This window comes from Paraburkholderia sp. A1RI_3L (genome assembly GCF_048957895.1).
GTDB lineage: Bacteria > Pseudomonadota > Gammaproteobacteria > Burkholderiales > Burkholderiaceae > Paraburkholderia > Paraburkholderia kururiensis.
The window spans coordinates 159,370-183,816 of the sequence record NZ_JARCHA010000011.1 but is presented as its reverse complement, the minus strand read 5'-3'; the positions used below and the strand labels follow the sequence as shown (position 1 = coordinate 183,816).

Genomic DNA, 24,447 nt, shown 5'->3' with positions numbered 1-24,447 from the left:
TCATATCGGCGATTATTGGATCAGAGAGATTTCGTGAAAACCGCAACCCAACCGCGCCGCGCACTGAGCTTTCGCGAAGGCCTGCAGGAAATCAAGAAGGCGCTCGCGTCGAACCCCGAACGGCAGGACGAGGGGCAGGCCACACACGCTGCGGCCGAAGCGCCTCGCCAGCCGAGGCCAGCCGATACGAAAAAGCCCAGCGTGCAGAACGCGCGACCGGGCGGGCCGCAGGGGCGGGCGGGCCAGCCCGGCAAGCCGCCGCATCCGCGTCGGGGCGGCCCGAAGCCCGACAGCGCCGCCAAAGGGCCGCGCGGTCCGAATCCGAACCCGGGGCCGGGCTCGCGGGGACAGAAACCGAAGGATCGCGGCGCGCCCCGGCGTCCCGCAGACCCGGTGCTGGCTGCGCGTATCGAGCGGGATCAGCAATTGCGGGCCGTGCGCAAGCGCTTCGGGGAGCAGCATCCTGCGTTTCGCGACTGGCTCCCGCTCAAGATCGGCGTGCTCGACGATCTCTGCGCCCAACATCCCGAACTCGACAAGGCCCTCATTTCGCTCGTGCTGAAGCTGCACGTGAATCATCCGCGCTATCACGAGCACGTGGCCGTGGGCGGGCCGCGCTACGAGCTGGACGGTACGGCCTCGCCGGGGCCGGGCGTGGAAGCCTCGCACGTCACGCGCGCCACGCGGGCGCTCGAGCGGCAGAAGCAAAGGCAGGGGCAGAATCACGGCCCGGCACAGCAAGCGGCTGCCAAAGAGGAGCCGGAGGAGCCGGCAACGGCGGAACAACCGGCCGCGCAACAGCCGCCTTCTGAAGCGGAGCAGCCGGCCGCGGCTCCGAGCACCGCGGCGCAATGACCTCCGGCGCGCGACGAAGCGCGTGCGTGCCGGCGTTGGGGCGCCATGTCCCATACGGGTGCCGCGTGCCGTCGCGGGTGGCGAACGGCGTGGCGAACTGTGCGGCGAACCCCGGGGCGCGAAGCGGTTTCGCGACGCAGCGTATTCCGCACGGAGCCCCGCATGGCGCCTGACCACCGTGATGCGTCGGCTGCCTCGCCTGCTGCGGCGTCTTCGTCCCGCACCGTATTGATCTGGGACTGGCCCGTCCGTCTCTTTCACTGGCTGACAGTGGCGCTCGTGGCGGCGGCCTATGTGACCGTCCGCCTCAACTGGATCGACTGGCACGTGCGCATCGGCGAGGCGCTGCTCGTGCTGGTGGTGTTTCGCCTGCTGTGGGGCCTTCTGGGAAGCCAGACCGCGCGGTTCACCAGCTTCGTGGCGGCGCCCGCCGCGGCGCTCCGGCATCTGCGTTCAGTGGCGCGCCGCGAGCCCGATGTGCAGGCGGGCCACAACCCCGCGGGCGGCTGGATGGTGTTGCTGCTGCTCGCGCTGCTGGCCGCCGAGACGTTGACGGGGCTCTACGTCTACAACGATGTCGCCGACGAAGGCCCGCTCTCCGAAGTCGTGCCGGCCGTTGTCTCCAACACCATCGCGGCCCTGCATTCGATACTGTGGGACGCGCTTGCTGTGGCCATTGCGCTGCACGTCTGCGCCGTCGCGCTCTATGCCTTCGTGTGGGGACAGAATCTCTTGCGCCCCATGCTCGACGGGCGCAAGTCATTGCCCGCGCATGTTCGCGAGCCGCGGCGCGCACCGCTCTGGCTCGCCATCGTTCTGCTGGCTGTCGCCGCGGGCGGGGTGACGCTACTCGCGAGCGTGCTCTAGCGCGTCGCCTATTGGGTCACCCGCCAGCTGCCATCGGATTGACGGCACGCTGTTCCATAAACTTTGTCGCGTTTGCCGCCTACGACCGAATCAACCGTGAATTCCCGGCATGGCCCGGTCGATGCATCGAACGTGCGCGTGGGCACGACCGTGTATTGATTGCCGGTGTCCGGATTGCGCCAGGTAGAGGGGACACCGGTCCGAACACCTTCGAGTGTCTGCGCCGTTTTGAGCCGGTCGGTTTCGTCCATCGACCGTCCCACGGCACCGCCAACCGCGGCGCCCGCCAGCACGCCGACGATGGTCGCGACGGTCTTGCCGGTTCCTCCGCCAACCTGCGAGCCGAGCACGCCGCCCAATGCTCCACCGATCAGCATGCCGCCTTGCTCTTTGGTGGGCGGCTGCGTGCAGGCCGCCACCGAAAGTGCGATCAACGCAACTGACGCATAACGAAGCTTCATTTCCATCACCAGCCTCCTTCGGTAGTTCACGACCGCGCGCCGGTGCACTCGCGTGAGCACGACGGCACGGCCAAAATGGTTGGCATGACTATCTAATCTGCAACATCCACAGGACGAATCCGCAACGGTGCGACGATCACTTCGGTGCCGGTGTCGGGCAGCGCTGGCAAATCAGCATGACGTCGTGGCGGTCGGGGTCGTCCCAGTAAAAGTGCACGTCGATGCCGCCCTGGCGTGGCACCACCACCTGTTTCGTGATCGTTACGTGCCGGTCACGCGCCGTGATCCGATAGCTTCCCGGCGGCACGCGGGCAAACAGAAAGGGGCCTTCCGTGTGTACGGCGAGTACCACCCGTTTGCCGGAAGCAATGCTCACGTTGATGTCGGAAAGATAGTGGCCAGCCTTCGACGCGAGCGTGACGCGCAGGTTGTACTTCGGCGCGACTTCGCGGAACGCGCGGACTTCGTCCTCGCCGATGCCTCCCGTGATGTACGTCACGCCGTTACGCTCGACCGGCGTGGGTGCCGCTGGCACCGCTTGTGTCGTTTGCGCCAGGGCGTAGGTGTTCGCGAACGCGCATGACAGAAGCAGCGCGGCGAGTACGCGGGCAGAGATGTTCGACATAGAGACCTCCAGACATGCGTTCGCGGCTGCGAAGGAAAAGGCGGGGCACCGTTACGCGACGGAGTCGCGCCTCGCGTCAGATATCCCGCCCAACGCATGGACCGCTCATTGGCCAATGCAGAATGACGTGCCGGCCAAGGCGCGGTGTTGACGTGTATCAAGCGTGAGCGGGAGAGGCGAAATGCGCGGCGCGGGCAGAGGGGCGGCGCATGGGCAGCGCCTTATGACACCTTAAGGCACCCTAAGGCACCTTATGGCGCGTCATGACGCGCTATAAGCGGGGGTATTCGACGAATCGGCCGATCCGGTGTTCAACAGGAACATGGACGTCATTCGCGCGCTGGATGTGAAACGCCTGACGGTGCGGTATTCGGCCAAAGAGAAGGGGGAGCGCCGGGTAGCCCGCGGCGAACTGCACGAGAGAACAGGGCACGCGATCATGCCCGGCCGAAGCCGGGCTGCCGTCTTTGCGTGCTATCGCGGGGTATTGAGCGCGAGGTTCACTTCGGTGGCTGCACCTGGCCGCGAATTTCCCCCGAAGGATGGTCCTTCGTGTGCACGTTGATGTACATGTCGCCGGCGAGGAATTGCCTGGCCTGCTCAGGTGTCAACGTGGCCTCGCCGCTGATGGGACTCGATATCGTCGTCGAGCCTTTTTTCGTGAGCCAGATGACGGGCGGCGCATTCTTGCCAGCCGCGGCGGGCGCGTGGAAGTGCGCCATCGTGGCGTCGCTTGAAAGACCGCTGTACGTCACTTTCCACGTCACGACGTGTGTATCCGCGTCGTACGTCAGCGCCGCGCTGCCGTTGCCCGAGGTCTGCACAGGCGGCACCTGCTGGTCGCCTGTGAGCGGCACCGTGAGTGACACGGGAGCCGCGTGAGCCGCCGCCATGGCGGTCGCGCAGGCGAGGCCCGCCACGGTCGCGACCGCGCGCTGCCACACTGATTGCCTCATTGATTGTCTCATCTGCCATCTCCTTTTCCGGTGAGTGCCGGCCGAACCACGACGTGCGCCGTTGTGAGCCGGTGTGGGGGAACTGAAACCGCCGTGTCGGTGAGTCAGCAGCGAATGCGGGCTTCAGCGCGATATCGGCGAGGGGTGCGCTCGGCATGCAAGCGCGAAACAAGAAGGGGGCGAAGCCTGAGGCGATTCTAGCCCAGCGTCTGCGGCGGCGCAGGCGCGTGCTCGCGCGCGTGGACGGCCTTGCGCGTGGTGCCACGCGCGCACGCGTTGCGCTTCGTTCCAGCAAATCGCAACGCGGCTGTGGGCATATTGAAAGCCATGCCGCCTGCATGGCTGCGCGCAAATTTCCGATGAGACGAGTATGCTCCGGGGTTCGTTCAGTGGACGCATCGTTCGCAATTAGAACATTTGCACGTCGTCGCTTCGATGCATCGAGCGAGCTTTTCAGTACCCCTTCAGCACCACATAACCACACGGATCGAAGTCATGGAGAAGACAGATACCGGCTCGCACGCCGGCATGGCGGGCGTCGTTCATCCCGCCGGCACAACGGGAATCCCGGGCGTAACAGAGAACCGGCCAGAAAAACCGCGCGGCCGCGGCGTTGTGGCAGGCCTCGTTTATGTATTCGAGCAGGTCATGCCCGACCCGTTCGTCCTTTCGCTCGGCCTCACCTTCGTCGTGATCGTGCTTGCCGCGTTGCTCGCGCCGCACGGCACGCTGCCCGTCATCCTGACCTCCTGGTATGACGGCACGTTCCACATTCTCGGCTTCGCGCTGCAGATGATCCTGATTCTCGCGACGGGCTACGCCATCGCGGATGCGCCCATCGTGCAGCGTGGCTTGCGTGCGCTCGCGTCGCGGGTCACGTCGCCCACGCGGGCGGCGCTGCTCGTGTTTCCGGTGGTTGGCGTGGCGGCGTGGCTCAACTGGGGACTCGGGCTCATCGTGGGCGCGTTGCTGTCGCGCGAAATCGCGCGTCGCGTGAAGGTGGATTTCGCGTGGCTCGTGGCCGGCAGCTACTCGGCATGGTCCGTGTGCAACAGCGGGCTGTCGAGCTCCATTGCGTTGTCGCAGGCATCGCACGGCAATGCGCTCAACCTCGTGGAGAAAGCGACCGGACATGTCGTGCCGCTCACCGATACCGTCTTCGCGCCGTTCGTGTTCGTCCCGACGGTGCTCGTGGTCGTCGTGATGACAGCGATCTTCATCCGCATGCATCCGAAGGCGGAGCACGTGGTCGCGTTTAGCGAGTCGCGCGAGGCCGGCGCGAATGCCGCCGACGATAATGGCGACCCGCATGCGCGTGCCGCGGGCACATCGTCGGTGGCGGCGCGCATGGAGCGCTCGATGCTCGGCACGCTGCTGCTGCTCGCACTCGGCATCGGCTACCTCGCGATGACGTGGCATGCGAAGGGCTTCGAACTCGACATCAACACGACGATCCTGATCTTCCTGCTCGCGGGTCTCGCGCTGCAACGCACGCCCATTGCCTATGCGGACGCGATTCGCCGCGCCGCGCGTCAGACCGGTTCCATGCTGCTTCAGTATCCGGTCTATGGCGGCATCATGGGCATCATGACGGGCACGGGGCTCGCACCCGCGATCGCGAAAACCTTCGTCGCGGTTGCGACGCCCACGACGCTCGCGCTGTGGAGCTACCTCAGCTCGCTTATCATTACGCTGCTCATCCCGAGTGCAGGCGGACACTGGGCCGTGCAAGGTCCGTTCGTGCTGCCCGCGGCGCTGGCGCTGCATGCGAGCGTCGCGCACACGGCGATGGGCGTGGCGATGGCAGAGAACGTTTCGAACATGCTGCAGCCGTTCTGGGCGGTGCCCGTGGTCGCGATTGCGGGCATTCGCATCCAGCGCGTGATGGGCTACACGGCGGTCACGTTTGCCGTTTCGCTCGTGATCTATGCCGCGGCGTTGTGGCTGATTCCGTGAGGCACCGCGCGCGGACGAACTCTGTCGTCGGGTCTTCACCGCGCGCTGCTGCTTTTGGCGTCAAGCCTTACCGTCATCCATGAACACGAGCAACGAATCCATCGAACGTCCGTCCAGCCGTCAACTCACGCCACTCGAAGCACGCGTGTTGGGCGTGCTGGTGGAAAAGCAGCACACGGTGCCCGACACCTATCCGCTCTCGCTCAACGCGCTCACGTCCGGCTGCAACCAGAAGACCGCGCGCTCGCCCGTGATGAACGCGACCGAGGCCGAGGTGCTGGAAGCGATCGAAAGCCTGAAGCACCCGAGCCTCGTGTTCGAAAGCAGCGGCAGCCGCGTGCCGCGCTTCGAGCACAACATGAATCGCGCGCTCGGCGTATCGAGCCAGAGCGTAGCTTTGCTCGCCACGTTGATATTGCGCGGGCCGCAGACCGCAGCCGAGTTGCGGTTGAACTCGGCACGGCTGCATGGTTTCGCGGATACGTCGTCTGTCGAAGCGTTTCTCGACGAACTCGCAGCAGGCCAGCCGCCGCGTGTGGTGAAGCTCGCACGCACGCCAGGCGAGCGCGAGAACCGCTGGGCGCATCTGCTGTGCGGAGAGGTGAGCCAGGATATGCCGCAAGCGGCGACCGGTGGCGAGGATAGCGTCTCACGCACCGAGTTCGAAACGCTGAAGGCGGAACACAGGCATATGGCGAGCGAACTGGCGCGATTGCAGACTGCGGTCGCACAGATGGCGGCCGAACTCGGCATTCAGATCGACGGCGCGCGCGAATCGTAGGTTCGGTGCATGCGGCGCACGCAATGTCGCGCGTGTGCCGCAACATGCGTCTGTGCGGCTTCGCACACAAGGCCCGCCGTCACGTTTTGTTCCAGGTTCGCGATTGATCTTCAGCGCAAACTGGCTCATATTGCATGTGGCAATTGCGCCCGGCCAGGCGTCTTTCATATTCGTTCTCGTCCTTTCGCCATGGCCGTTCCGGCGCAACGCCGCTCCACCTGACAACGGGTCGGATCAGTTTTTCGACGTCTCTCTGGAACCAGCAAGACTGCCCATGCCTCGCGAAATCGGCTCGGATCAATACGTTCCGCTGCGGTGCGCACATTGCAATGCCAAATTGGCGTCACCGTTTGCGTTCTGCCCTCATTGCGGCGCGAATCAGCTCGACCATCAGTCCGATACTGATACGCGCGCGCCTCACGACGCGCGTGCCGCGGCCGGCGCACGCGGGCCGGCGTCGCCTGCGTCGTCTGGCGCCCGCGGTCCAGCAGAGCCGACATGGCGCCCGCCACTCGACGAGAGCGGCGGGCGCTTTGCGCTCTACGGCAGCGGATCCGGTGCAGGCGGACTCGAGCATCGGGACTATTTCGGCGATACGGAGCCAAGGCGCTGGGTCGATACGCGCTGGCACGCAAAGGTCAGCCACTACGCCATACCTGTGCTCGTCGCCGCGGCGCTGCTCTTCACCGCGCATGCGTTTTTCACGCGTAAGAGCGATTCGCCCGATCTGCCGCCGCAAGTGGCAAGCGGTGCCGTGGCCGATTCGGGGCAAGGCGCCGGCAACGGCGGCGCACAGGTCGATCAGGCCTACCAGGCGAATCAGGCGAATCAAACCTATCAAGGAAACCCGGGGTATCAAGCGGGCGTCGCGAATCAAGGCAGCACGCCCGCGCAACCTGTCCCGCCGATGCAGCCGAACACGAACGTGCAGGCCGCGCCGACGCAACCAGACACGGCACAAGCGCCGGCGCCCAGCATCGCGAACACGCCCAATACGGCGAGCGAGACGGGCATGGCCAATGCGCCCTCATCCACGACGGCGTATGCAAGCGCACCCAGCGTCAGCACGCCCCCGCAGCCTGCGCGTATGGCGATGCAGAAATCGCGCACGACGAGCCGCGTCGATGCCGACACCGCGCGACGCATACGCGAGGCGACGGTGGCCCAGCGTCGCAGCGACGAAGTCCGTTCGCGCGTTGCCGCGAGTCTGCAGAGCGCGCGCATCAATCTGGACAAGAACAATCTGGGTTCGGCGCGCGCGGCGCTCATGAACGTGCTGGCCGAAGACCCGAACAACGCGGAAGCGCTGCGTATGCGCGGCGACCTGATGGACCGCGAGCAGCAGCGCGATTCGATGCTCGCCAGCGCGCGCGGGTGCGAGGCGCAGGGGCGCTGGACCTGCGTGTGGCATAACGCCGGCAATGCGTTGACCATCGATTCGAGCAACGGCGAAGCACACTGGCTGCTTTCGCAGGCGCTGATGCGCGAGTCCGAGCGCCGTCAGGCGAACAACGGCATCTTTACGCCGGACGTAGGGCCTCGCGAAGGCGAGAACCCTGCCATCGGGCCGTGAAGCACCGTGAAGGCACCGTGAAGGCAAACGGGCGGCGCCTGAATGCCCACACTACGCCAGCACTAACCGCCAACAACACCGGCTAGCCGCCGCTCAACGAACCTCGTCCGCCGCGCCTTGCCAGGCCACCGTGTCGCCGGGCTGGGTTTGCGATGCCAGCGTTTCGAGCACGAGCCCCTTCGTTTCAATGCCCATCACCCACACGGCGAGCGCTGCCACGGCGAACGACAGTGCGCCCAGCGTGAACACACCGCCCTGGCCGAACATGGGTAACACGACGCCCACCACATACGGGCCGATCAGCGAGCCGATGCGTCCAATGGCCGACGCGAAACCCGAGCCGGTTGCCCGCGCGCCCGTGCCGTATAGCTCCGGCGTGTAGGTGTAGAGCGCGGCCCACATGCCGAAGAGGAAAAACTGCATGGCGAGTCCCGTGCAGATCAGCAGCGTTTCGCTGCCCGCGTGCAAGGCCGTTTGTCCATAGACGTAGGCCATCACGGCGCCGCCCGTGAGCGAGGCGATGGTGGTGGGTTTGCGTCCCCAGCGTTCGACGAGCCAGGCCGCACACAGAAAGCCGGGAATGCCGCCGAGCGAGATCAGCACGGTATAGAGCACCGACTTCGTCACCGCGAACCCCGCTTGCTGCATCAGTGCGCCGAGCCACGAGGTGAGGCCGTAAAAGCCCAGCAATGCGAAGAACCAGAGCAGCCACACCATGACGGTGCGCTGCCGGTACGCGGCGCTCCAGATTTCGCGGAAGGCGCCGCGGCGGTTGACTGCGGCATCCGTATCCACGCTCGATGCAACCAGCAAGGGCGCCGGCAGTGACGTCAGACCCTTCGACCGCATGACCTTGGTCTCGACCCGAGCCAGTACCGCATCCGCTTCGCCCAGACGGCCGCGATGTTCGAGCCAGCGTGGCGATTCCGGCACCACGCGGCGCACGATCAGCACGAAGACCGCAGGAATGGCGAGCAGCGCGAACACCGTGCGCCAGCCGAAATGCGGCAGCACCACGTACGAAACGCATCCCGCCGCAATGAAACCGAGCGGCCAGAAGCCGTCCATCAGCGCGATCAGCCGGCCGCGCGACGAGGCGGGCACGAACTCCGAGAGCAGCGTCTGCGCGATGGGGAATTCCATGCCCATGCCGATGCCGAGCAAGACGCGGTAGACGATCAGCGCCTCTACCGACTGCACCGTTGAGCACAGGTACGATGCCGCGCCCCACAGCACCATGCTCCACTGAAACACGGGGCGGCGCCCGAAGCGGTCCGCGAGCAGTCCCGCGACCGCGGCGCCCAGCACCATGCCGAAGAAGCTCGCGCTCGCCACGAGCCCGGCCGCCGCCGTCGACAGATGGAACTCCGTCTTGATCGAGCCGAGCACGAAGGTCATCGTGCCCAAATCGACCGAATCGAAGAAGAACGCAATCGCGATGATGATGAAGAGCGTGCGGTGGTAGCCCGAAAACGGCAGACGCTCGAGACGGGCCGCCGCAGTGGCGCGACGGGAGGCGGATGAGGCTGAAGATGCAGCGACGGTCGGCATGGCGTCCCCTGAGCGAATGAATGGAAGGGCACGCCACGCGCGGACCGCTTTCGCTGCCGTCCGTTCAGATACGTGTGCTGCGGCCCACCTGGCATTCAGTAGACGCGGCCATTATTCGCACACATAGAACGGATGCGGCATGGCAATGGAACGGGTTCGCCATGTACTTCGCGTGATGCGTTCCCCGCGCGCGTCGCGTTTCGCGCTCAGTGCGTGTGCAACGCGGCGTCGTGCGCGCCCGCCGTGCCCGGCGATGGGGCGTCGCTGGTTCCATCGTCGCTGGCTCCATCGATACGCAACGGCTTGCCGCGTGCGGGTGCGCCGTTGGCGACGTAATAGGGCGTCTCCACACGCGCGAGCGGCGCGCGGCCGCGAATGCGGTCGGCAATCTTCTCGGCGAGCATGATGGTGGGCGCGTTGAGGTTGCCTGTGGTGATGCGCGGCATGATGGAGGCATCCACGACGCGCAGCCCTTCGATGCCATGCACGCGTCCCTCGCTGTCCACCACCGCCATGTCGTCGTAGCCCATCGCGCACGAGCACGACGGGTGGTAGGCGGTTTCTGCGCGGCCGCGTACGAACGCATCGAGCTCGGCGTCGGTCGTGAGTTGTGCGCCCGGATTCAGTTCCTCGCCGCGATAGCGGTCCAGTGCGGGCTGCCGCATGATTTCGCGCGTGATGCGGATGGCGTCGCGAAACTCGCGCCAGTCCAGCGCCTCGGCCATGTAGTTGAAGAGGATGGACGGATGCTCGCGCGGGTCGCGCGAACGCAGCTTCACGCGGCCGCGGCTGGGCGAACGCATGGAGCCCACGTGCGCCTGGAAGCCGTGCATGCGGATCGCGTTGGTGCCGTTGTAGTTGATCGCGACGGGCAGGAAGTGGTACTGAATATTCGGCCACGGGTCGTCGTCGCGGGTGCGAATGAAGCCGCCTGCCTCGAAATGATTGCTCGCGCCGATGCCCGTGCCGCGCAGCAGCCATTCGATGCCGATAGCCGGCTGGTTGTGCAGCAGCAGGGCAGGGTACAGCGAGACAGGTTCCTTGCAGGCGTACTGCATGTACATCTCGAGATGGTCCTGCAGGTTCTGGCCTACGCCGGGCAAATCGAGCACGACGGGCACACCCGCTTCGCTTAGCCACGCGCCGGGACCCACGCCCGAGCGTTGCAGGATCTGCGGCGAGGCGATGGCGCCGCTCGAGAGCAGCACTTCACGACGCGCGTGCGCCGTGACCGTCGTGTTGCCTTGCAGATAATCCACACCCACGGCGCGCTTGCCCGAGAACAGGATGCGGTCCGTGAGCGCGTGCGTGACGATGGTGAGGTTGGGGCGCGCGCGGGCACGGTCCAGATAGCCGCGCGCCGTGCTGGCGCGGCGGCCCTTCGGCGTCACCGTGCGGTCCATCGGGCCGAAGCCTTCCTGGCGATAACCGTTGAGGTCTTCCGTGCGCGGGTAGCCTGCCTGCACACCGGCTTCCACCATCGCCTCGAAGAGCGGATTCGCGCCGGGCTTGCTCGTGGTCACGTGCACGGGACCGTCGCCGCCGTGATAGTCGTTGGCGCCGACGTCGCGTGTTTCCGCCTTGCGAAAGTACGGCAGGCAGTCCAGATAAGCCCAGTTTTCAAGGCCTTTTCGTTCGGCCCAGCCGTCGTAGTCGAGTGCGTTGCCGCGGATATAGCACATGCCGTTGATCAGCGACGAACCGCCCAGGCCCTTGCCACGCCCGCACTCCATGCGGCGGTTGTTCATGTGCGGCTCCGGGTCGGTCTCGTAGGCCCAGTTGTAGCGGCGGCCTTGCAGCGGATACGCGAGCGCGGCCGGCATCTGCGTGCGGAAGTCGAAGCGGTAGTCGGGGCCGCCGGCTTCAAGCAGCAGTACCGTGACGTCCGCGTCTTCGGTGAGACGCGTGGCGAGCACGTTGCCCGCGGAGCCCGCGCCGATCACGATGTAGTCGTATTCCTTCGCTGCCATGCTGTGCTCCCTGTTTTGAGCCGTGCGCCTGCCTGTGCCGTTGTTCGCGTTGTGCCCTGTCTGTGCAGTGCGTCAGAACACCGGCTGATAGCGGCCCAGTTCCACCTGGACCGACTTGATGCGCGTGTAATGCCCAAGCGTCGCGATGCCATTTTCGCGGCCCACGCCCGACTGCTTGTAGCCGCCCACCGGCATTTCAGCGGGCGACTCGCCCCACGTGTTGATCCAGCAGATGCCCGCTTCCAGCCGGTGAATCACGCGATGCGCGCGGGCCAGGCTCTCTGTCACCACGCCGGCCGCAAGGCCGTAGTGCGTGGCGTTGGCGCGGGTGATCGTCTCTTCTTCGTCCCTGAACGTGAGCAGGCTCATCACGGGCCCGAAGATTTCTTCGCGCACGATGCGCATGTCGTCGCGGCAGTCGGCGAACACGGTAGGGGCGACGTACTGGCCCGACGCGAAGTGGCCGTCAACAAGGCGCGTGCCGCCCGCCACGAGCCGTGCGCCTTCGCGCTTGCCGCTATCGATATAGCCGAGCACCTTGTCGAGTTGTGCCGCGCTCGCGAGTGGACCGAAGTTGGTCTGCGGATCCGACGGCTTGCCGACGCGAATGCGTTTCACGCGTTCGAGCACGCGCGCTTCGAACGCGGACTGCACCGCGGCGTGCACGAATACGCGCGTGCCGTTCGTGCAGACCTGGCCCGCGCTGAAGAAGTTGGCGGTGACGGCGATGTCCGCGGCGCGGTCCAGATCGGCGTCGTCGAACACGATGAGCGGCGATTTGCCGCCCAGTTCCATCGTCACTTCCTTGAGCGACGACGCGCCCGCCATCGACATCACTTTCTTGCCCGTTTCGACGCCGCCCGTGAACGACACCTTCGCGATGCCTTCATGCGCGGTAAGCAATGCCCCCACGCGTCCGTCGCCCTGCACGACGTTGAACACGCCAGGCGGCACGCCGGCTTCGATATAGATCTCCGCGAGTTTCGAGGCCGAAAGCGGCGTCACCTCGCTCGGCTTGAAGATCATCGCGTTGCCCGCGGCGAGCGCAGGCGCCGACTTCCAGCACGCAATCTGGATCGGATAGTTCCATGCGCCAATGCCCGCCGTCACGCCGAGCGGCTCGCGCCGCGTGTAGACGAACGACTCTGCGCGCAGCGGAATCTGCTCGCCTTCGATCGCGGGGGCGAGACCGGCGTAGTACTCGATCACGTCGGCGCCGGTCACGATGTCCACCGCGCGCGTTTCGGCAATCGGCTTGCCCGTGTCGTGCATTTCGAGTTCCGCGAGCACGTCGTTGCGCTCGCGCAGCAATTCGACGGCACGGCGCAGGATGCGCGAACGCTGCATCGCGGTGAGCGCGGCCCACGTGCGCTGGCCTTCGCGCGCAGATTCCACGGCGCGGTCGATGTCCGCGGCACTGGCCTGCTGGACCGTGGCGAGTTTTTCGCCCGTGGCGGGATCGAACGTATCGAAGGTTTCGCCGCTGGTGGCATCGACATATTCGCCGCCGATGTAGAGACGTTGCAGGCCGTAGGAAGGCATCGTGTTTCTCCGTGAAGGAAGCCAGGTGCTCAGGGCTATGGGCTATGCGCTCGCTTCGAGCAGCATGTCGATGTAGTCGTTGGCGAGGCGCAGCGCCGCGCGCGTGTCGAACGGGTCGCCCGAGAGCGCGCCGCGCAGCCAGAGCCCGTCGATCATCGCGGCGAGGCCGCTTGCCGCGCGCCGTGCCGCGCTACGCGGCAGCGCCTTGGCGAATTCCGCGCAGAGATTCGAATAGAGCCTGCGTGTGTTGACGTGCTGCAAACGGCGCAGCGCGGGCTCGTGCATGCTCTGCGACCAGAAGGCGAGCCACGTTTTCATGACAGGGCCGCTCACCTGGCTCACGTCGAAATTGGCGGCCACGACCGCACGCAGACGCGCACGCGCCTGCGGCTTCGCCGCGATGCGACGGCGCCGCGTGGCCGCCCACAGGTCGCGCAGGATGTGGCGCATCGTGGCTTCGAGCAGACCGTCCTTGTCGCCGAAATAGTGGCTCACGATGCCCGTCGAGATGTTGGCGCGCTGCGCCACGGACGCGAGCGTGGTGCCGGCAAGGCCGGCTTCGTCGATGGTGAGCAGGGTGGCGTCGATCAGCTGCGCGCGACGCACTTCGCGCATTCCGACTTTGGGCATGGCGAACGGGAAGGTACATCTAAAGGAAGTCGCATCGTAGCTATTTTTTATTGAACGTTCAATCAATAAAAAACGCACCGAAACACGCGTGTCGGCGGCGGCCAAACCCGTGTCGGTTTTTGCACAATCGGCACGGGCCCATCGCGACTACGCTGCTGATAGCAGTGAGAGCGGCAGGCGCGCGCGTGCCGCCGCGAACGACGACGTCATCAGACGAACATGGAGACAGAACGATGAGCAGCAATCGCGGTGTCGTGTATACCGGGCCGGGCAAGGTCGAAGTGCAGTCCATCGACTACCCGAAGATGGTCGATCCCCGCGGCCGGGCCATTGGCCACGGCGTGATCCTGAAAGTGGTGTCCACCAACATCTGCGGCTCGGACCAGCACATGGTGCGCGGACGCACCACCGCGCCCACGGGCCTCGTGCTCGGGCACGAAATTACGGGCGAAGTGATCGAGGTGGGCCGCGACGTGGAAACGCTGCGCGTGGGCGATCTCGTTTCAGTGCCGTTCAACGTGGCCTGCGGGCGCTGCCCCACCTGCAAGGAACAGCACACGGGTGTGTGCCTGAACGTGAATCCGTCGCGCGCGGGCGGCGCTTATGGCTACGTCGACATGGGCGGCTGGATTGGCGGCCAGGCTGAGTACGTGCTCGTGCCGTACGCCGACTTCAACCTGCTCAAGTTCCCCGACCGTGATCAGGCGATGGCGAAGATCCGCGATCTCACCTGCCTCTCAGACATTCTGCCCACCGGCTACCACGGCGCCGTGATGGCCGGCGTGAAGCCGGGCGCCACGGCCTACATCGCGGGCGCGGGGCCCGTGGGCATGGCGGCGGCGGCCTCGGCGCGCCTCCTCGGCGCGGCATGCACGATCGTCGGCGACATGAATGCGGAGCGTCTCGAGCACGCTCGCAAGATGGGCTTCGAAACGGTGGACCTTTCGCGTGACGCGTCGCTCGGCGAACAGATCGCGCAGATACTCGGCACGCCCGAAGTGGATTGCGCGGTGGACTGTGTGGGCTTCGAGGCCCGCGGGCACGGTTCGCACGGCCACCACGAAGAGGCGCCCGCCACGGTGCTCAATTCGCTCATGGACATTACGCGCGTGGCCGGGTCCATCGGCATTCCGGGCCTTTACGTGACGGACGACCCCGGCGCCGTGGATCCGGCGGCGAAACGCGGGAGCCTGAGCATCCGCTTTGGCCTTGGCTGGGCGAAGTCGCATTCATTCCATACCGGCCAGACGCCCGTGATGAAGTACAACCGCAATCTCATGCAGGCCATTCTGTGGGACCGCCTGCCGATCGCGGATATCGTCAACGTGACCGTGGTGTCGCTGGACGAGGCGCCCGAAGGCTACCGGCAGTTCGATGGCGGGGCGCCACGCAAGTTCGTGATCGACCCGCATGGGTTGTTGAAGGCGGCTTGAGGGGGACATACGGCCGCCTGGTTTTGCCGTCGCTCCGCTAGCGGGGTGTCGCGGTATGGATGTTCACGCGAGCCGCTTTCCGGAGCGGCTCGCGTACTTGTGTTGTTGCTCGAGGCGCGATGCCGAGCGCTCTTCGCTCAATGTGTCACAGCCAGCGCTTTCGTTGTGCGAACGCACATTCCGCACTCAGAAAAAATTCCCACTTCTGATTAAATAGATAACCACATCAGAACTAATTACCGAAAACGTTTTTTTTACCTCGGTTGACTGGCTGATTCCTCGGAGGTTTCGTAAAATCGCTCGCACGCGCGGGAGCGTAACGACCAGAAGAGGCGGTATGGGTGCTCAAGACTTAATAAGGGGGATGCACGCCGGATTTTTGCAGCATGACCGCCTGCTCAAACTGGATAATCCGATCAGCAGTAACCTGCTGTTACCTCAACGGGCTACGGGGCATTCGCGAATTGGTCGCCATTTCGATTGGACCGTGGATGTCGTTTCGACATCCGAAGCCATCGAACTGAAGACATTGATTGCGCAGTCGGTGACGCTCTGGATTCAGCAGGGCGATAAATCATATTTGCCTCATCAAGGTTATGTTCACACCGTTCGGCGCCTGGGGTCCGATAGTGGATTGACAACCTTTCAGATCGGCTTCGCGTCGTGGATGCACTTCCTGCGCTTTCGCAAGGACGCGCGTATCTGGCAGGAAAAACCGGTCGATGCCATTCTGAGCGATGTCTTCAATATGCATCCGCAGGCACGAGGTGCCTTCCGGTTCGAGCTGAGCAGATCGCTGCCTTCCCGTTCTTTTTGCGTCCAATACGACGACGACTGGAATTTCGTCCACCGGCTCATGGAAAGCGAAGGGTTGTTTTCGTATTTCGAGCAGGCAGACGACGGGAAGTCTCACACGCTCGTCGTCGTCGACGATATTTACCGGCTCGAGCCACTTTCGCCACAGACCGTCGAGTTCTATCGCGCCGGTACGAGTGTTGAGGCGAATGCCCTGGTGCAGTGGTCCGGCACGCGTACGCTGCAAAGCACATCCCTTTCGACGCGAACTTTCGATTACAAGGCTCCGGGTTCGTTTTCCCATCCGAAGGGCGTAAGCGTGCCCACGGTCCCAGATCAGGGCGATCTGCCCGCACAAGCAGAGGTGTACGAGTACACGGGAGCCTATACCTATGGTCCGCAGGACCGTGGGGAATCGCTTTCAAGAATCCGCGTGGAGGAATGGGAGTCTCGTGCGAAACGGTTCTATGGCTGCGGTGGCGTGCGAGCGGCAGATGCCGGACGGTGGTTTGAATTGCTGAACCATCCCGATCACGAGCGAGATAACGATCCGCAAAGGCAGTTCGCTATAGTCGAGGCGGCGTGGTTCATCGAGAACAATCTACCGGTATCCACCCAGGCCGCCGATTTTCCGCATGGCCTCAAAGGCGTGCTGGCAGGAGCCAAAGCTCGTCAGACAGGCCAGACGGTCAGCCACTCTGACGGCAGCGAAGGATTCTTTCTCGTCGAGATCGAAGCGCAACGCAGGGCCGTGCCCTATCGCAGTCCATTCGAGCATCGCAAGCCGGATATGCACATGCAGACTGCGATCGTTGCTGGCCCTCCCAACGAAGAGGTCTACACAGATTCGTTGAATCGTATCAAGGTGCGCTTCCACTGGGATCGACTCAATGAGGGTGACGAGAAAGCGTCATGCTGGGTGCGCGTCGCGATGTCCGATACGGGCGGTGGATACGGGGGCGTGCATGTGCCGAGAGTCGGTGAGGAGGTCTTGATCGACTGGGTGGACGGCGATTGCGACAGGCCTCTGGTGACCGGAAGGGTCTATAACGGCGCGACGCAACCGCATTGGCACACCAACGGTCTGTTGTCCGGCTACAAATCAAAGGAATATCAGGGAAGCGGCTACAACCAGATGGTGATGGACGACTCGACGGGGCAGAACCGGGTTCAGCTCTATTCGTCGAGCACCAATGCGCTGCTGCATTTGGGTTATCTCATCGACCAGACTGACAACAACAGGGGCGCCTATCTAGGTAGCGGTTTCGACCTGAAGTCTGACGCCTACGGCGCAGTGCGTGCCGGCCAGGGGGTGTATATCACCACACATCCGGTGACCGCTCAACAGCTGGATGCACGGGACTCCGTCTCGCAACTGCTGAATTCGGAGAGCGTGCTGGAATCGATGTCGGACGCCAGTACCACGCATCAAGCCGAAAGTCTCAAGAGCGGATACGACTCGCTCAAGTCATTCGCAGACGCTGTGCAGAGCAGCGTCTCCGGTGGGTCGGCTGGCGCAAAGACGGGCAGTGGCGGGGCCGGCAACGCGAATGCATTCAAGGAACCGATCATGCTCTTCGGTAGTCCTGCGGGAATCGCGTTATCCACACAGCAATCCGTTCATCTTGCCGCTAACGCGCAAGTCAATTTTGTTAGTGGACAAAGTGCGCATATTGCTACCGGTAAATCGCTGGTTGCCAGCGTGGCAGAAAAGCTCAGTCTATTTGTCCAGAACGCCGGCATGAAGTTGTTCACGGCCAAAGGAAAAGTGGAGATTCGAGCGCATTCCGACAACATCGAAGTGACCGCCCAGAAGACCGTAAAGGTATTGTCTGCGACGGAAGGTATCGAGGCGGCGGCGAAGCAGGAAATATTGCTGACGTCGGGTGGCGCGTATATTCGCGTCAAGGACGGCAATATCGAGATACATGCGCCGGGCAAGGTTGATATCAAGGGAGCCCAGCACTTGTTTGCGGGACCGACCAGCATGCACGAGGCAAACAATCTGCAGGGGAAAAAGGCCGATATGCGCCTCAAGTATGTCGATGCCGAAGGCAATGTGCCGCCCGGCGAGCCGATCAAGCTGATGGCCGAAGATGGCACAACACACAATGTCGTGCTTGATGGCGAAGGCAAGGGCGAATTGAACGGTATCAGCTTTGGAAGGTTGGTAGCTAACCAGGTCAAAAGAAGCGGAGAATAAATATGGGCGACAGCGCTTTGATGCAGCACACAGTCTGTATCGACTTGCCCGGTGAGCCGGTGGATTGCTGGGCTGATACGGAGACGACGGTGTTACTTCGCAAACATCGGGATGTGATTTTCGATATACACATCAATAGCGGCGCCACTTACGTTGTCGAAGCAACCGACGATTGGATTTACGACGTTGCAAAGAAGAAGCGTGCCAAGCAAGGGCAGTTTTCCGATGGTCAGCGCTATCACGTCTGGATTAGCCGGGATTTCAAGGGAGAACTGCTGCTCAAGCGTGGTGGCAAGATTCTGTATCGTTATTCGATGAAGCAGTTCGGCGTATCGAATGTCGGTTCCGATCCAAAGGCCAAGCCGGAGCCCATTATCATCGCGGTCAGGGAAAATACGGCAACGCATCTTCCCCCAACATCTTCTTCCGCGCCGGTGGCTGCGACGGGTAATCGGTCAATGATCCAGTTTCCGGAGCCCGCTGTTCCTGATTACTTACGTTGGGGAGTCAGGTCCGATCCGCTGCTTTCGCCTACGCTGTCGCGTGATGCCATGGCATGTCCGTTGCCGATCAAACTGGCGCAGAGCACGACAGTTGAGCCTCTGCAGGAAGCGCATGTTCTTCAGGTCAACAAGGAATCAATCCCACAAGATGTCCTCGACGCGCTAGCATCGGGTGGTTCCGACGAGACTGCGCTCGATACCAACAAAATTACTACTCGTAACTGGTTGATCGCTCAGCTGGCCGGTGCCACGGCCTTTCTTAACGACAACAAAGAATGGATCGGCGAGCTTTGGTCAGAAAAATTTCGCCTTACCAAGGTAGTTCACAAAAATGTCGGTGAAAGACTGTACGTGGTTTTTACTGGTAACCCGCGGTTGAGAAAGCTAATCACTGCTGCGCGCTATGGAGTGAAGAACGAAAAGGTGTTCACTATTGCCGGCGGTGCCGGTACGGTGGAGTCGGGCGCCGCCGCAGCGTGGGAAGGAAGCAAGGGCGCATTCAAAAAAGCAGGGCTGATCGCTTTGATATTTACGATAGCGCTCGATACCGCGGAGTGGCTGCATGACTATGAGCAGACTGGCCCCGATGGAAAGCGCAAGAAGGATTTCGCCGACCTGTTAGGCAAGATTGGCATCGATCTCGTCAAGGCCGGGCTCGGCGCCGCGATCGCTTCGGTACTCGTCGGTACGGTCGTGGCGCTGGTCGCGGGAACTGTCGCGGTTCCCGTCGCGGCCATCGTGGTCGGGACTATTTTCGTCGCAGCCGCTGTTGGGTATGGGCTGGACTGGGTCGACAAGAAAACGCACACCACCGAGCGCGTCACATCCTGGTTACGCTCCCTTGGCCAATCTCTGAAAGACGGTGCCGAGTATCTCGGAAAGTCCATGCCTAAGGACTACGGTTCATACCCTCTGATGTATATGCCCTGAGTTCACCACCTGGAATCACATAACAATGTCAAGAGCACGCACGATCAGGCAGTCTTCTTCCGGCCTCAGCGACCCGGTCCGGGACGCCGCGAAAAAGGCGGCATGGGTTTGCGTATTGTTTCCGCTGCTGGCTGCCGGTGTGTCGTATGCGGCTTACGCCGATGATCTGGCCGTGTCTGAATGGCCTTGGCGAATTGCGGTAGTCGTTATGGTCGTATCGCTTGCCGCGCTGGGCGTGTTGCTCACGCGTGCAAGAGGATCGAACCTGTTGTGGGTGTTCGGGCTCACGCAATGTATTGGCTTCTTTGTTCTTTACTTTTTCTTCGGCGTTTTCGGCTACTTTTTTCTGTTCCTTTTTGCGCCGCTTCCCCCGCAGGTCAGGTGGCCGGGCTTGCTCGGAGGAATCGCGATAACGGGTTACTGGCTATACATGTCGAGAAAGAATGTGCTGCGCGTCGTTGAGCACACGGCATTTATCGGGAAAGCGTTCGAGGAACAGGCGGCCGAGTTCCAGTATGGCATGGAGGCCGGCATGCAGCAGTTCGAGCGACTGAGTACGGAAAAGTCGCCTTTTCCGAGACTTTTTGCGCTGGTTGTGGCCTGCATCGCGCCGCTTTATCTCATCGTGCAGCGCGTGTTGACAGCCAGCTTTGGAACGCCTGGCGTGCTGTTTTTTCTCGCGGTCATGGGCATGCCCGTTTCGCTCTGGTTTGCGGGCTTGCTGGTGCGGATCTACATCATCATGGTTGCGCTGCCGGCGCGACTCCGGCGAGAGCACAACAAGCCTGTCGTGGTGGCGCGCTGAAGTGAGGTGATGGAGCGCGGGTGCGTCTCATGGCCAACCAGGCCCACCGACGCACCCGCTCCGTTACTTCACCCACACGACCCAATCTCCCCGCACGCCGTGCAGAAGTCGCAACCGTCCTTGCGGATCACGGCGTTTGCGCCGCACGATCCGCACTTGCGGCCGAACATCGTGCGCGGTTCGGGCGTGTTGACGCTGGCTGCCGTTGCTTCGTCGGCGGCGCCGGCGTCGCTAGGGGCTGCTGTATCGAAGTCCCCGGCATGCATCGTCGTGCCGTGACCCGCCATTGCGCCGCGCGGCAGCCTTGCGAGCAGACGCGATGGCACCTGGTTGCCTTCGGCATCCAGAAAGCCGCGCCGGTGCAGGATCTGCTGGATCGCGTAAGCGAGCGCCGCCACTTCGGAGTCGTGCCAGAGCGGAATGCGGCGACCGTCCAGCCGCTGCGTTTCGCCCAGCCGCACCTGGCCGCGATCCCACGAAACCTTGCGCATGTCCTGCAGGTTGCGCGCCACGAACCCGCCCCGCGCGGCGAGCGAGAGCGAACGCATGGTCGCGGTAATCCACTGCTGCGACTCGTCGCGCTGGCCCACGGGAATGAAGAACTCGATGGGCCGTTCGATGGTGACTTCCTCGCCGCCCACGCGACCCGTCACTTCCATGAATGAGACGGCCACGTAGAGCGACTTCTTGCCCAACTGCGTGAGGTATTCGACTTTCTCGATGATGGCCGGCAGTTCGCCCTTGGGGCGATGATCGATGGCGATACGCAGCGGGTCGAAGTCGGCTTCGGCGAGCGTGTCTTCGGGCTCGGTCGTGTGGAGCACGGCGCCCAGCGTTTCGTTCGGGCGATAGGTGGCGAGCCCCTTGAGGCCGCTTTGCCACGCGTCGAAGTAGAGGCTTTCGAAGTCGTTGAACGGGTAATCGGCGGGCACGTTGACCGTCTTCGAAATGGACGTGTCCACGTAGGGTTGCACCGCGGCCATCATTTGCAGGTGGTCGTGCGCCGACATTTCCAGCGCGCTCACGAAGTAGTCGGGCAGGGCGTCCATGTCGCCGCCCAGCTCGCGGTACACGCGGTACGCGTAGTCTTCCACGGCGAAGCTCTGCTTGCTGCCGTCGGCCATGACCTTGGTGCGCTGATAGGTCCACGAGAACGCGGGCTCGATGCCGTTGGACGCGTTGTCCGCGAACGCGAGGCTCACCGTGCCCGTGGGCGCGATGGAAAGCAGGTGGCTGTTGCGGATGCCGTCGCGGCGAATGGCGTCCTTGATGTCGTCGGGCAGGCGCGAGGCAAAGGTGCCTTCGGCCAGGTACTGCTCGGCGTTGAAGAGCGGGAACGCGCCGCGTTCGCGGGCGAGTTCCACGGAGGCGCGATACGCCGAGTCGCGCATCACGCGCGCCACGCGCGTGGCGAACTCGCGGCCTTCGGGCGAGTTGTAGCGCAGACCCAGCATCACGAGCGTGTCGCCCAGCCCTGTGAAGCCGATGCCGATGCGGCGTTTCGCGTCCGCTTCCGCGCGCTGCTCGGGCAGCGGCCACAGCGTGATGTCGAGCACGTCGTCGAGAAAGCGCACCTGCGTGCGCGTGCGCGCAATGAGCCCGTCCCAGTCGAACGTGCTTTCGCCGCCTTGCAGCTTCGCGAACGGGTCCAGCACGAAGCGCGTGAGATTGAGCGGCCCGAGGTTGCAGCAGCCGTAGGCGGGCAGCGGTTGCTCGCCGCACGGGTTGGTGGCGCGGATCGTTTCGATGGCGCGCAGGTTGTTGTCCTCGTTCATGCGCGAGATGAACACGACGCCGGGCTCGGCCACGTCGTAGGTGGAGCGCATGATCATGTCCCAGATCGCCCGCGCGCTCTTTTCCGCGTAGACCCACAGGCCGTCTTCGCGTTGGTGCAGGTCGCCCGCGGCGCGCAGTGCCGGTGACGGTTCGGCGCGGTGCACGAGTTGCCAGGGCAGATCGGCTTCAACGGCCTGCATGAACGCATCCGTCACGGCCACGGAAATGTTGAAGTTGTTCCAGCGGCCCTTCGAATGTTTCGCTTCGATGAATTCGAGCAGGTCGGGGTGATCGCAGTCGAGCACGGCCATCTGTGCGCCGCGGCGCGAGCCCGCGCTTTCCACCGTGCGGCACGAGGCGTCGAACACGTCGATGTAGCTGCACGGTCCTGATGCACTCGAACCCGTGGAATGCACGTAGGCGCCGCGCGGGCGAATGGCCGAAAAGTTGTAGCCGACCCCGCCGCCGCGCCGCATTGTTTCAGCGGCCTGGAGCAGTGCAACATAAATGCCGGGAAGGCCGCGGTCGTCCAGGCCCTGAATGCAGTCGCCCACCGGCTGTACGAAGCAGTTGATGAGCGTGGCCGCAATGCCGCTGCCCGCGGCGCTCATGATGCGGCCGGCGCCCAGCGCGCCGTGACGCAGGTTGTCGACGAAGCGGGCCTCTATCTCGGCGCGCAGTTCCTGCGGCTCGGCCGCCGCGACACCGCGCGCGACGCGGCGGTAGATGTCGTCGGCGGTGCGCTCGTCGCCTTTGGCGTACTTTTCGAGCAGCACGTCGGTCGAGAACTTTTGCGGCGCGATCTGAAACTCGGATTCGATAGTTGCCATAGAGGGACCTGAACGGTGCGCAGTGAGGTGGTTGGAAAGCCGGACACTATAGCGACGGCGCTGCGGCAACCAGGAGCGGTGCGTTGCCACATCAGTCGGCACATCAGTTGCCGCACGGGTTGCCACATGATGCGGTGGCACGGGGTTGCTGCAATCCGTCGACGCAACCGATTACGACGTTATTTGCCGCAATCGGGAAAACAACATTCCAACCTTAGCGCACGCGTCAGTTCGCCGCAATGCGTGCCAGAGGGGGCGTGGCATGATTGCCCATCCATTTTTCGAGGATCGCCGTTGCCCATGCGCACGATCGTCCCGCCTGCCGCTGAGGCGCAGGCATCGCTATCTGCTTCTGCTTCCACGTCTGCCGCGCTACACCCGCCCATCAGGATTCCCGAACTGGTCTGTCCCGCAGGCAATCTGCCTGCACTGCGCACTGCCGTGGATGGCGGTGCCGATTGCGTCTACGTCGGCCTGCGCAACGACACCAACGCACGCGCTTTTCCCGGTCTCAACTTCGACGAAGCGACGCTCGCGCAAGGCGTCGACTACGCGCATCGCGCGAATCGCAAAGTCTTGCTCGCGATCAATACCTACGCACATGGCCACGACCTCTCGCGCTGGACTGCCGCCATCGATCTGGCCGCACGCGTGGGCGTGGATGCGGCCATCGTGGCCGACCCGGTGGTGATGGCGTATGCGGCGCGGCAGCATCCTGAGCTGCGTCTGCATCTTTCGGTGCAAGGGTCGGTGACGAACCACGAAGGCATCAACTTTTTGCAGCGCGAGTTCGGCATTCAGCGCGCGGTGCTGCCGCGTGTGCTTTCGCTCGAACAGGTCGAACAGACGGTGCGGCAGACGTCGGTGGAGATCGAGGTGTTCGCGTTCGGCAGCCTGTGCGTGATGGTGGAGGGGCGCTGCATGCTCTCGGGGCACGCCACGGGCGAATCGCCGAATCTCAACGGCGTGTGCTCGCCGGCGCGCCACGTGCAGTGGGTCGAGCGCCAGGAGGGCACGCAAAAGCGGCTCGATGCGCGCCTCGGCGGCGTGCTCGTGGACAGCTATCGCGAGGACGACAAGGCCAGCTATCCGACCATCTGCAAGGGGCGCTTCGAAGTGGCCGGCAAGCGCTACTACGCGATGGAAGAGCCCGCGAGCCTCAATGCGCTCGAACTCTTGCCCGAGCTTGCGCGCATGGGCGTGGCGGCGGTGAAGATCGAAGGCCGCCAGCGCGGTTCTGCCTACACCGCAGCTGTCACACGAGTGTGGCGCGAAGCGCTCGATGCGCTCACGCGCGAAGGTGTCGCGGCGCGGCGCGCGGCGACATGGCACGCCGCGCTCGGCTCGCTTGCCGAGGGGCAGCAGGACACGCTCGGCGCCTATTCACGTCCATGGAAGTAAGCCT

The 24,447-nt window shown here is 63.8% G+C and carries 18 protein-coding genes; 10 read left to right on the top strand and 8 right to left on the bottom strand.

The window, feature by feature from the left end; genetic code table 11:
• Positions 1-33 precede the first annotated feature (33 nt).
• Both PXJ20_RS25875 and PXJ20_RS25870 read left to right on the top strand, forming a co-directional pair.
• Positions 34-855 (top strand): ProQ/FINO family protein, encoded by an 822-nt coding sequence (locus PXJ20_RS25875; protein ID WP_421032447.1) that lies wholly within the window; start codon positions 34-36, stop codon positions 853-855.
• Positions 856-1,017: 162 nt separating this feature from the next.
• Positions 1,018-1,722 (top strand): cytochrome b/b6 domain-containing protein, encoded by a 705-nt coding sequence (locus PXJ20_RS25870; RefSeq protein WP_421032446.1) that lies wholly within the window; start codon positions 1,018-1,020, stop codon positions 1,720-1,722.
• Between the two features lie 8 nt (positions 1,723-1,730).
• Here PXJ20_RS25870 and PXJ20_RS25865 read toward each other — a convergent pair whose 3' ends face one another.
• The 3 genes from PXJ20_RS25865 to PXJ20_RS25855 all read right to left on the bottom strand — a co-directional run bounded on the left by PXJ20_RS25865 (position 1,731) and on the right by PXJ20_RS25855 (position 3,764).
• Entirely contained in the window at positions 1,731-2,189 is a 459-nt protein-coding gene (locus tag PXJ20_RS25865; protein ID WP_017773721.1) for an RT0821/Lpp0805 family surface protein, read from the bottom strand.
• 130 nt (positions 2,190-2,319) lie between these two features.
• Positions 2,320-2,808, bottom strand: coding sequence for a carboxypeptidase regulatory-like domain-containing protein (locus tag PXJ20_RS25860; protein ID WP_421032445.1), 489 nt, complete (start codon positions 2,806-2,808; stop codon positions 2,320-2,322).
• A gap of 500 nt (positions 2,809-3,308) precedes the next feature.
• Complete coding sequence (locus PXJ20_RS25855; RefSeq protein WP_421032444.1) at positions 3,309-3,764, bottom strand: CHRD domain-containing protein; 456 nt, start codon at positions 3,762-3,764, stop codon at positions 3,309-3,311.
• Positions 3,765-4,259: 495 nt separating this feature from the next.
• Between PXJ20_RS25855 and PXJ20_RS25850 the strand changes: the two genes are divergently transcribed.
• The 3 genes from PXJ20_RS25850 (at position 4,260) to PXJ20_RS25840 (ending at position 8,074) form a co-directional block, all read left to right on the top strand.
• Positions 4,260-5,720, top strand: a complete 1,461-nt coding sequence (locus tag PXJ20_RS25850) for a TIGR00366 family protein (RefSeq protein ID WP_421032443.1) — start codon at positions 4,260-4,262, stop codon at positions 5,718-5,720.
• 79 nt (positions 5,721-5,799) lie between these two features.
• Positions 5,800-6,501, top strand: a complete 702-nt coding sequence (locus PXJ20_RS25845; protein ID WP_421032442.1) for a YceH family protein — start codon at positions 5,800-5,802, stop codon at positions 6,499-6,501.
• Between the two features lie 337 nt (positions 6,502-6,838).
• Entirely contained in the window at positions 6,839-8,074 is a 1,236-nt protein-coding gene (locus tag PXJ20_RS25840) for a hypothetical protein (RefSeq protein WP_421032441.1), read from the top strand.
• A gap of 93 nt (positions 8,075-8,167) precedes the next feature.
• Here the strand turns inward: PXJ20_RS25840 and PXJ20_RS25835 are convergent, their stop codons facing one another.
• The 4 genes from PXJ20_RS25835 to betI form a co-directional block, all read right to left on the bottom strand.
• The gene (locus PXJ20_RS25835; RefSeq protein WP_421032440.1) at positions 8,168-9,625 is read right to left on the bottom strand and encodes an MFS transporter; all 1,458 of its coding nucleotides are present in this window, start codon (positions 9,623-9,625) and stop codon (positions 8,168-8,170) included.
• 206 nt (positions 9,626-9,831) lie between these two features.
• Positions 9,832-11,595, bottom strand: a complete 1,764-nt coding sequence (gene betA, locus PXJ20_RS25830; protein ID WP_421032439.1) for a choline dehydrogenase — start codon at positions 11,593-11,595, stop codon at positions 9,832-9,834.
• Between the two features lie 72 nt (positions 11,596-11,667).
• A complete protein-coding gene (gene betB / locus PXJ20_RS25825; RefSeq protein ID WP_421032438.1) occupies positions 11,668-13,137 on the bottom strand; it encodes a betaine-aldehyde dehydrogenase in 1,470 nt (489 codons plus the stop codon).
• A gap of 42 nt (positions 13,138-13,179) precedes the next feature.
• On the bottom strand, positions 13,180-13,767 hold the full coding sequence (gene betI / locus PXJ20_RS25820; RefSeq protein ID WP_413214570.1) for a transcriptional regulator BetI: 588 nt from the start codon (positions 13,765-13,767) through the stop codon (positions 13,180-13,182).
• A gap of 233 nt (positions 13,768-14,000) precedes the next feature.
• Between betI and fdhA the strand changes: the two genes are divergently transcribed.
• The 4 genes from fdhA to PXJ20_RS25800 all read left to right on the top strand — a co-directional run bounded on the left by fdhA (position 14,001) and on the right by PXJ20_RS25800 (position 20,436).
• Positions 14,001-15,200: a formaldehyde dehydrogenase, glutathione-independent gene (fdhA, locus tag PXJ20_RS25815; RefSeq protein WP_017773732.1), complete on the top strand. Its 1,200-nt coding sequence runs from the start codon at positions 14,001-14,003 to the stop codon at positions 15,198-15,200.
• Positions 15,201-15,537: 337 nt separating this feature from the next.
• The gene (locus PXJ20_RS25810; RefSeq protein ID WP_421032437.1) at positions 15,538-18,198 is read left to right on the top strand and encodes a type VI secretion system Vgr family protein; all 2,661 of its coding nucleotides are present in this window, start codon (positions 15,538-15,540) and stop codon (positions 18,196-18,198) included.
• A 2-nt stretch (positions 18,199-18,200) separates the two neighbouring features.
• Positions 18,201-19,631, top strand: coding sequence for a hypothetical protein (locus tag PXJ20_RS25805; RefSeq protein ID WP_126877486.1), 1,431 nt, complete (start codon positions 18,201-18,203; stop codon positions 19,629-19,631).
• 25 nt (positions 19,632-19,656) lie between these two features.
• Positions 19,657-20,436, top strand: a complete 780-nt coding sequence (locus PXJ20_RS25800; RefSeq protein WP_421032436.1) for a hypothetical protein — start codon at positions 19,657-19,659, stop codon at positions 20,434-20,436.
• A 68-nt stretch (positions 20,437-20,504) separates the two neighbouring features.
• On the opposite strand, the gene PXJ20_RS25795 is transcribed toward PXJ20_RS25800, so the two are convergent.
• The gene (locus tag PXJ20_RS25795; RefSeq protein WP_126877485.1) at positions 20,505-23,042 is read right to left on the bottom strand and encodes an adenosylcobalamin-dependent ribonucleoside-diphosphate reductase; all 2,538 of its coding nucleotides are present in this window, start codon (positions 23,040-23,042) and stop codon (positions 20,505-20,507) included.
• 300 nt (positions 23,043-23,342) lie between these two features.
• On the opposite strand from PXJ20_RS25795, the gene ubiU reads away from it, so the two are divergent.
• Positions 23,343-24,443, top strand: coding sequence for a ubiquinone anaerobic biosynthesis protein UbiU (ubiU, locus tag PXJ20_RS25790; RefSeq protein WP_421032435.1), 1,101 nt, complete (start codon positions 23,343-23,345; stop codon positions 24,441-24,443).
• The last annotated feature ends 4 nt before the right edge of the window (positions 24,444-24,447 follow it).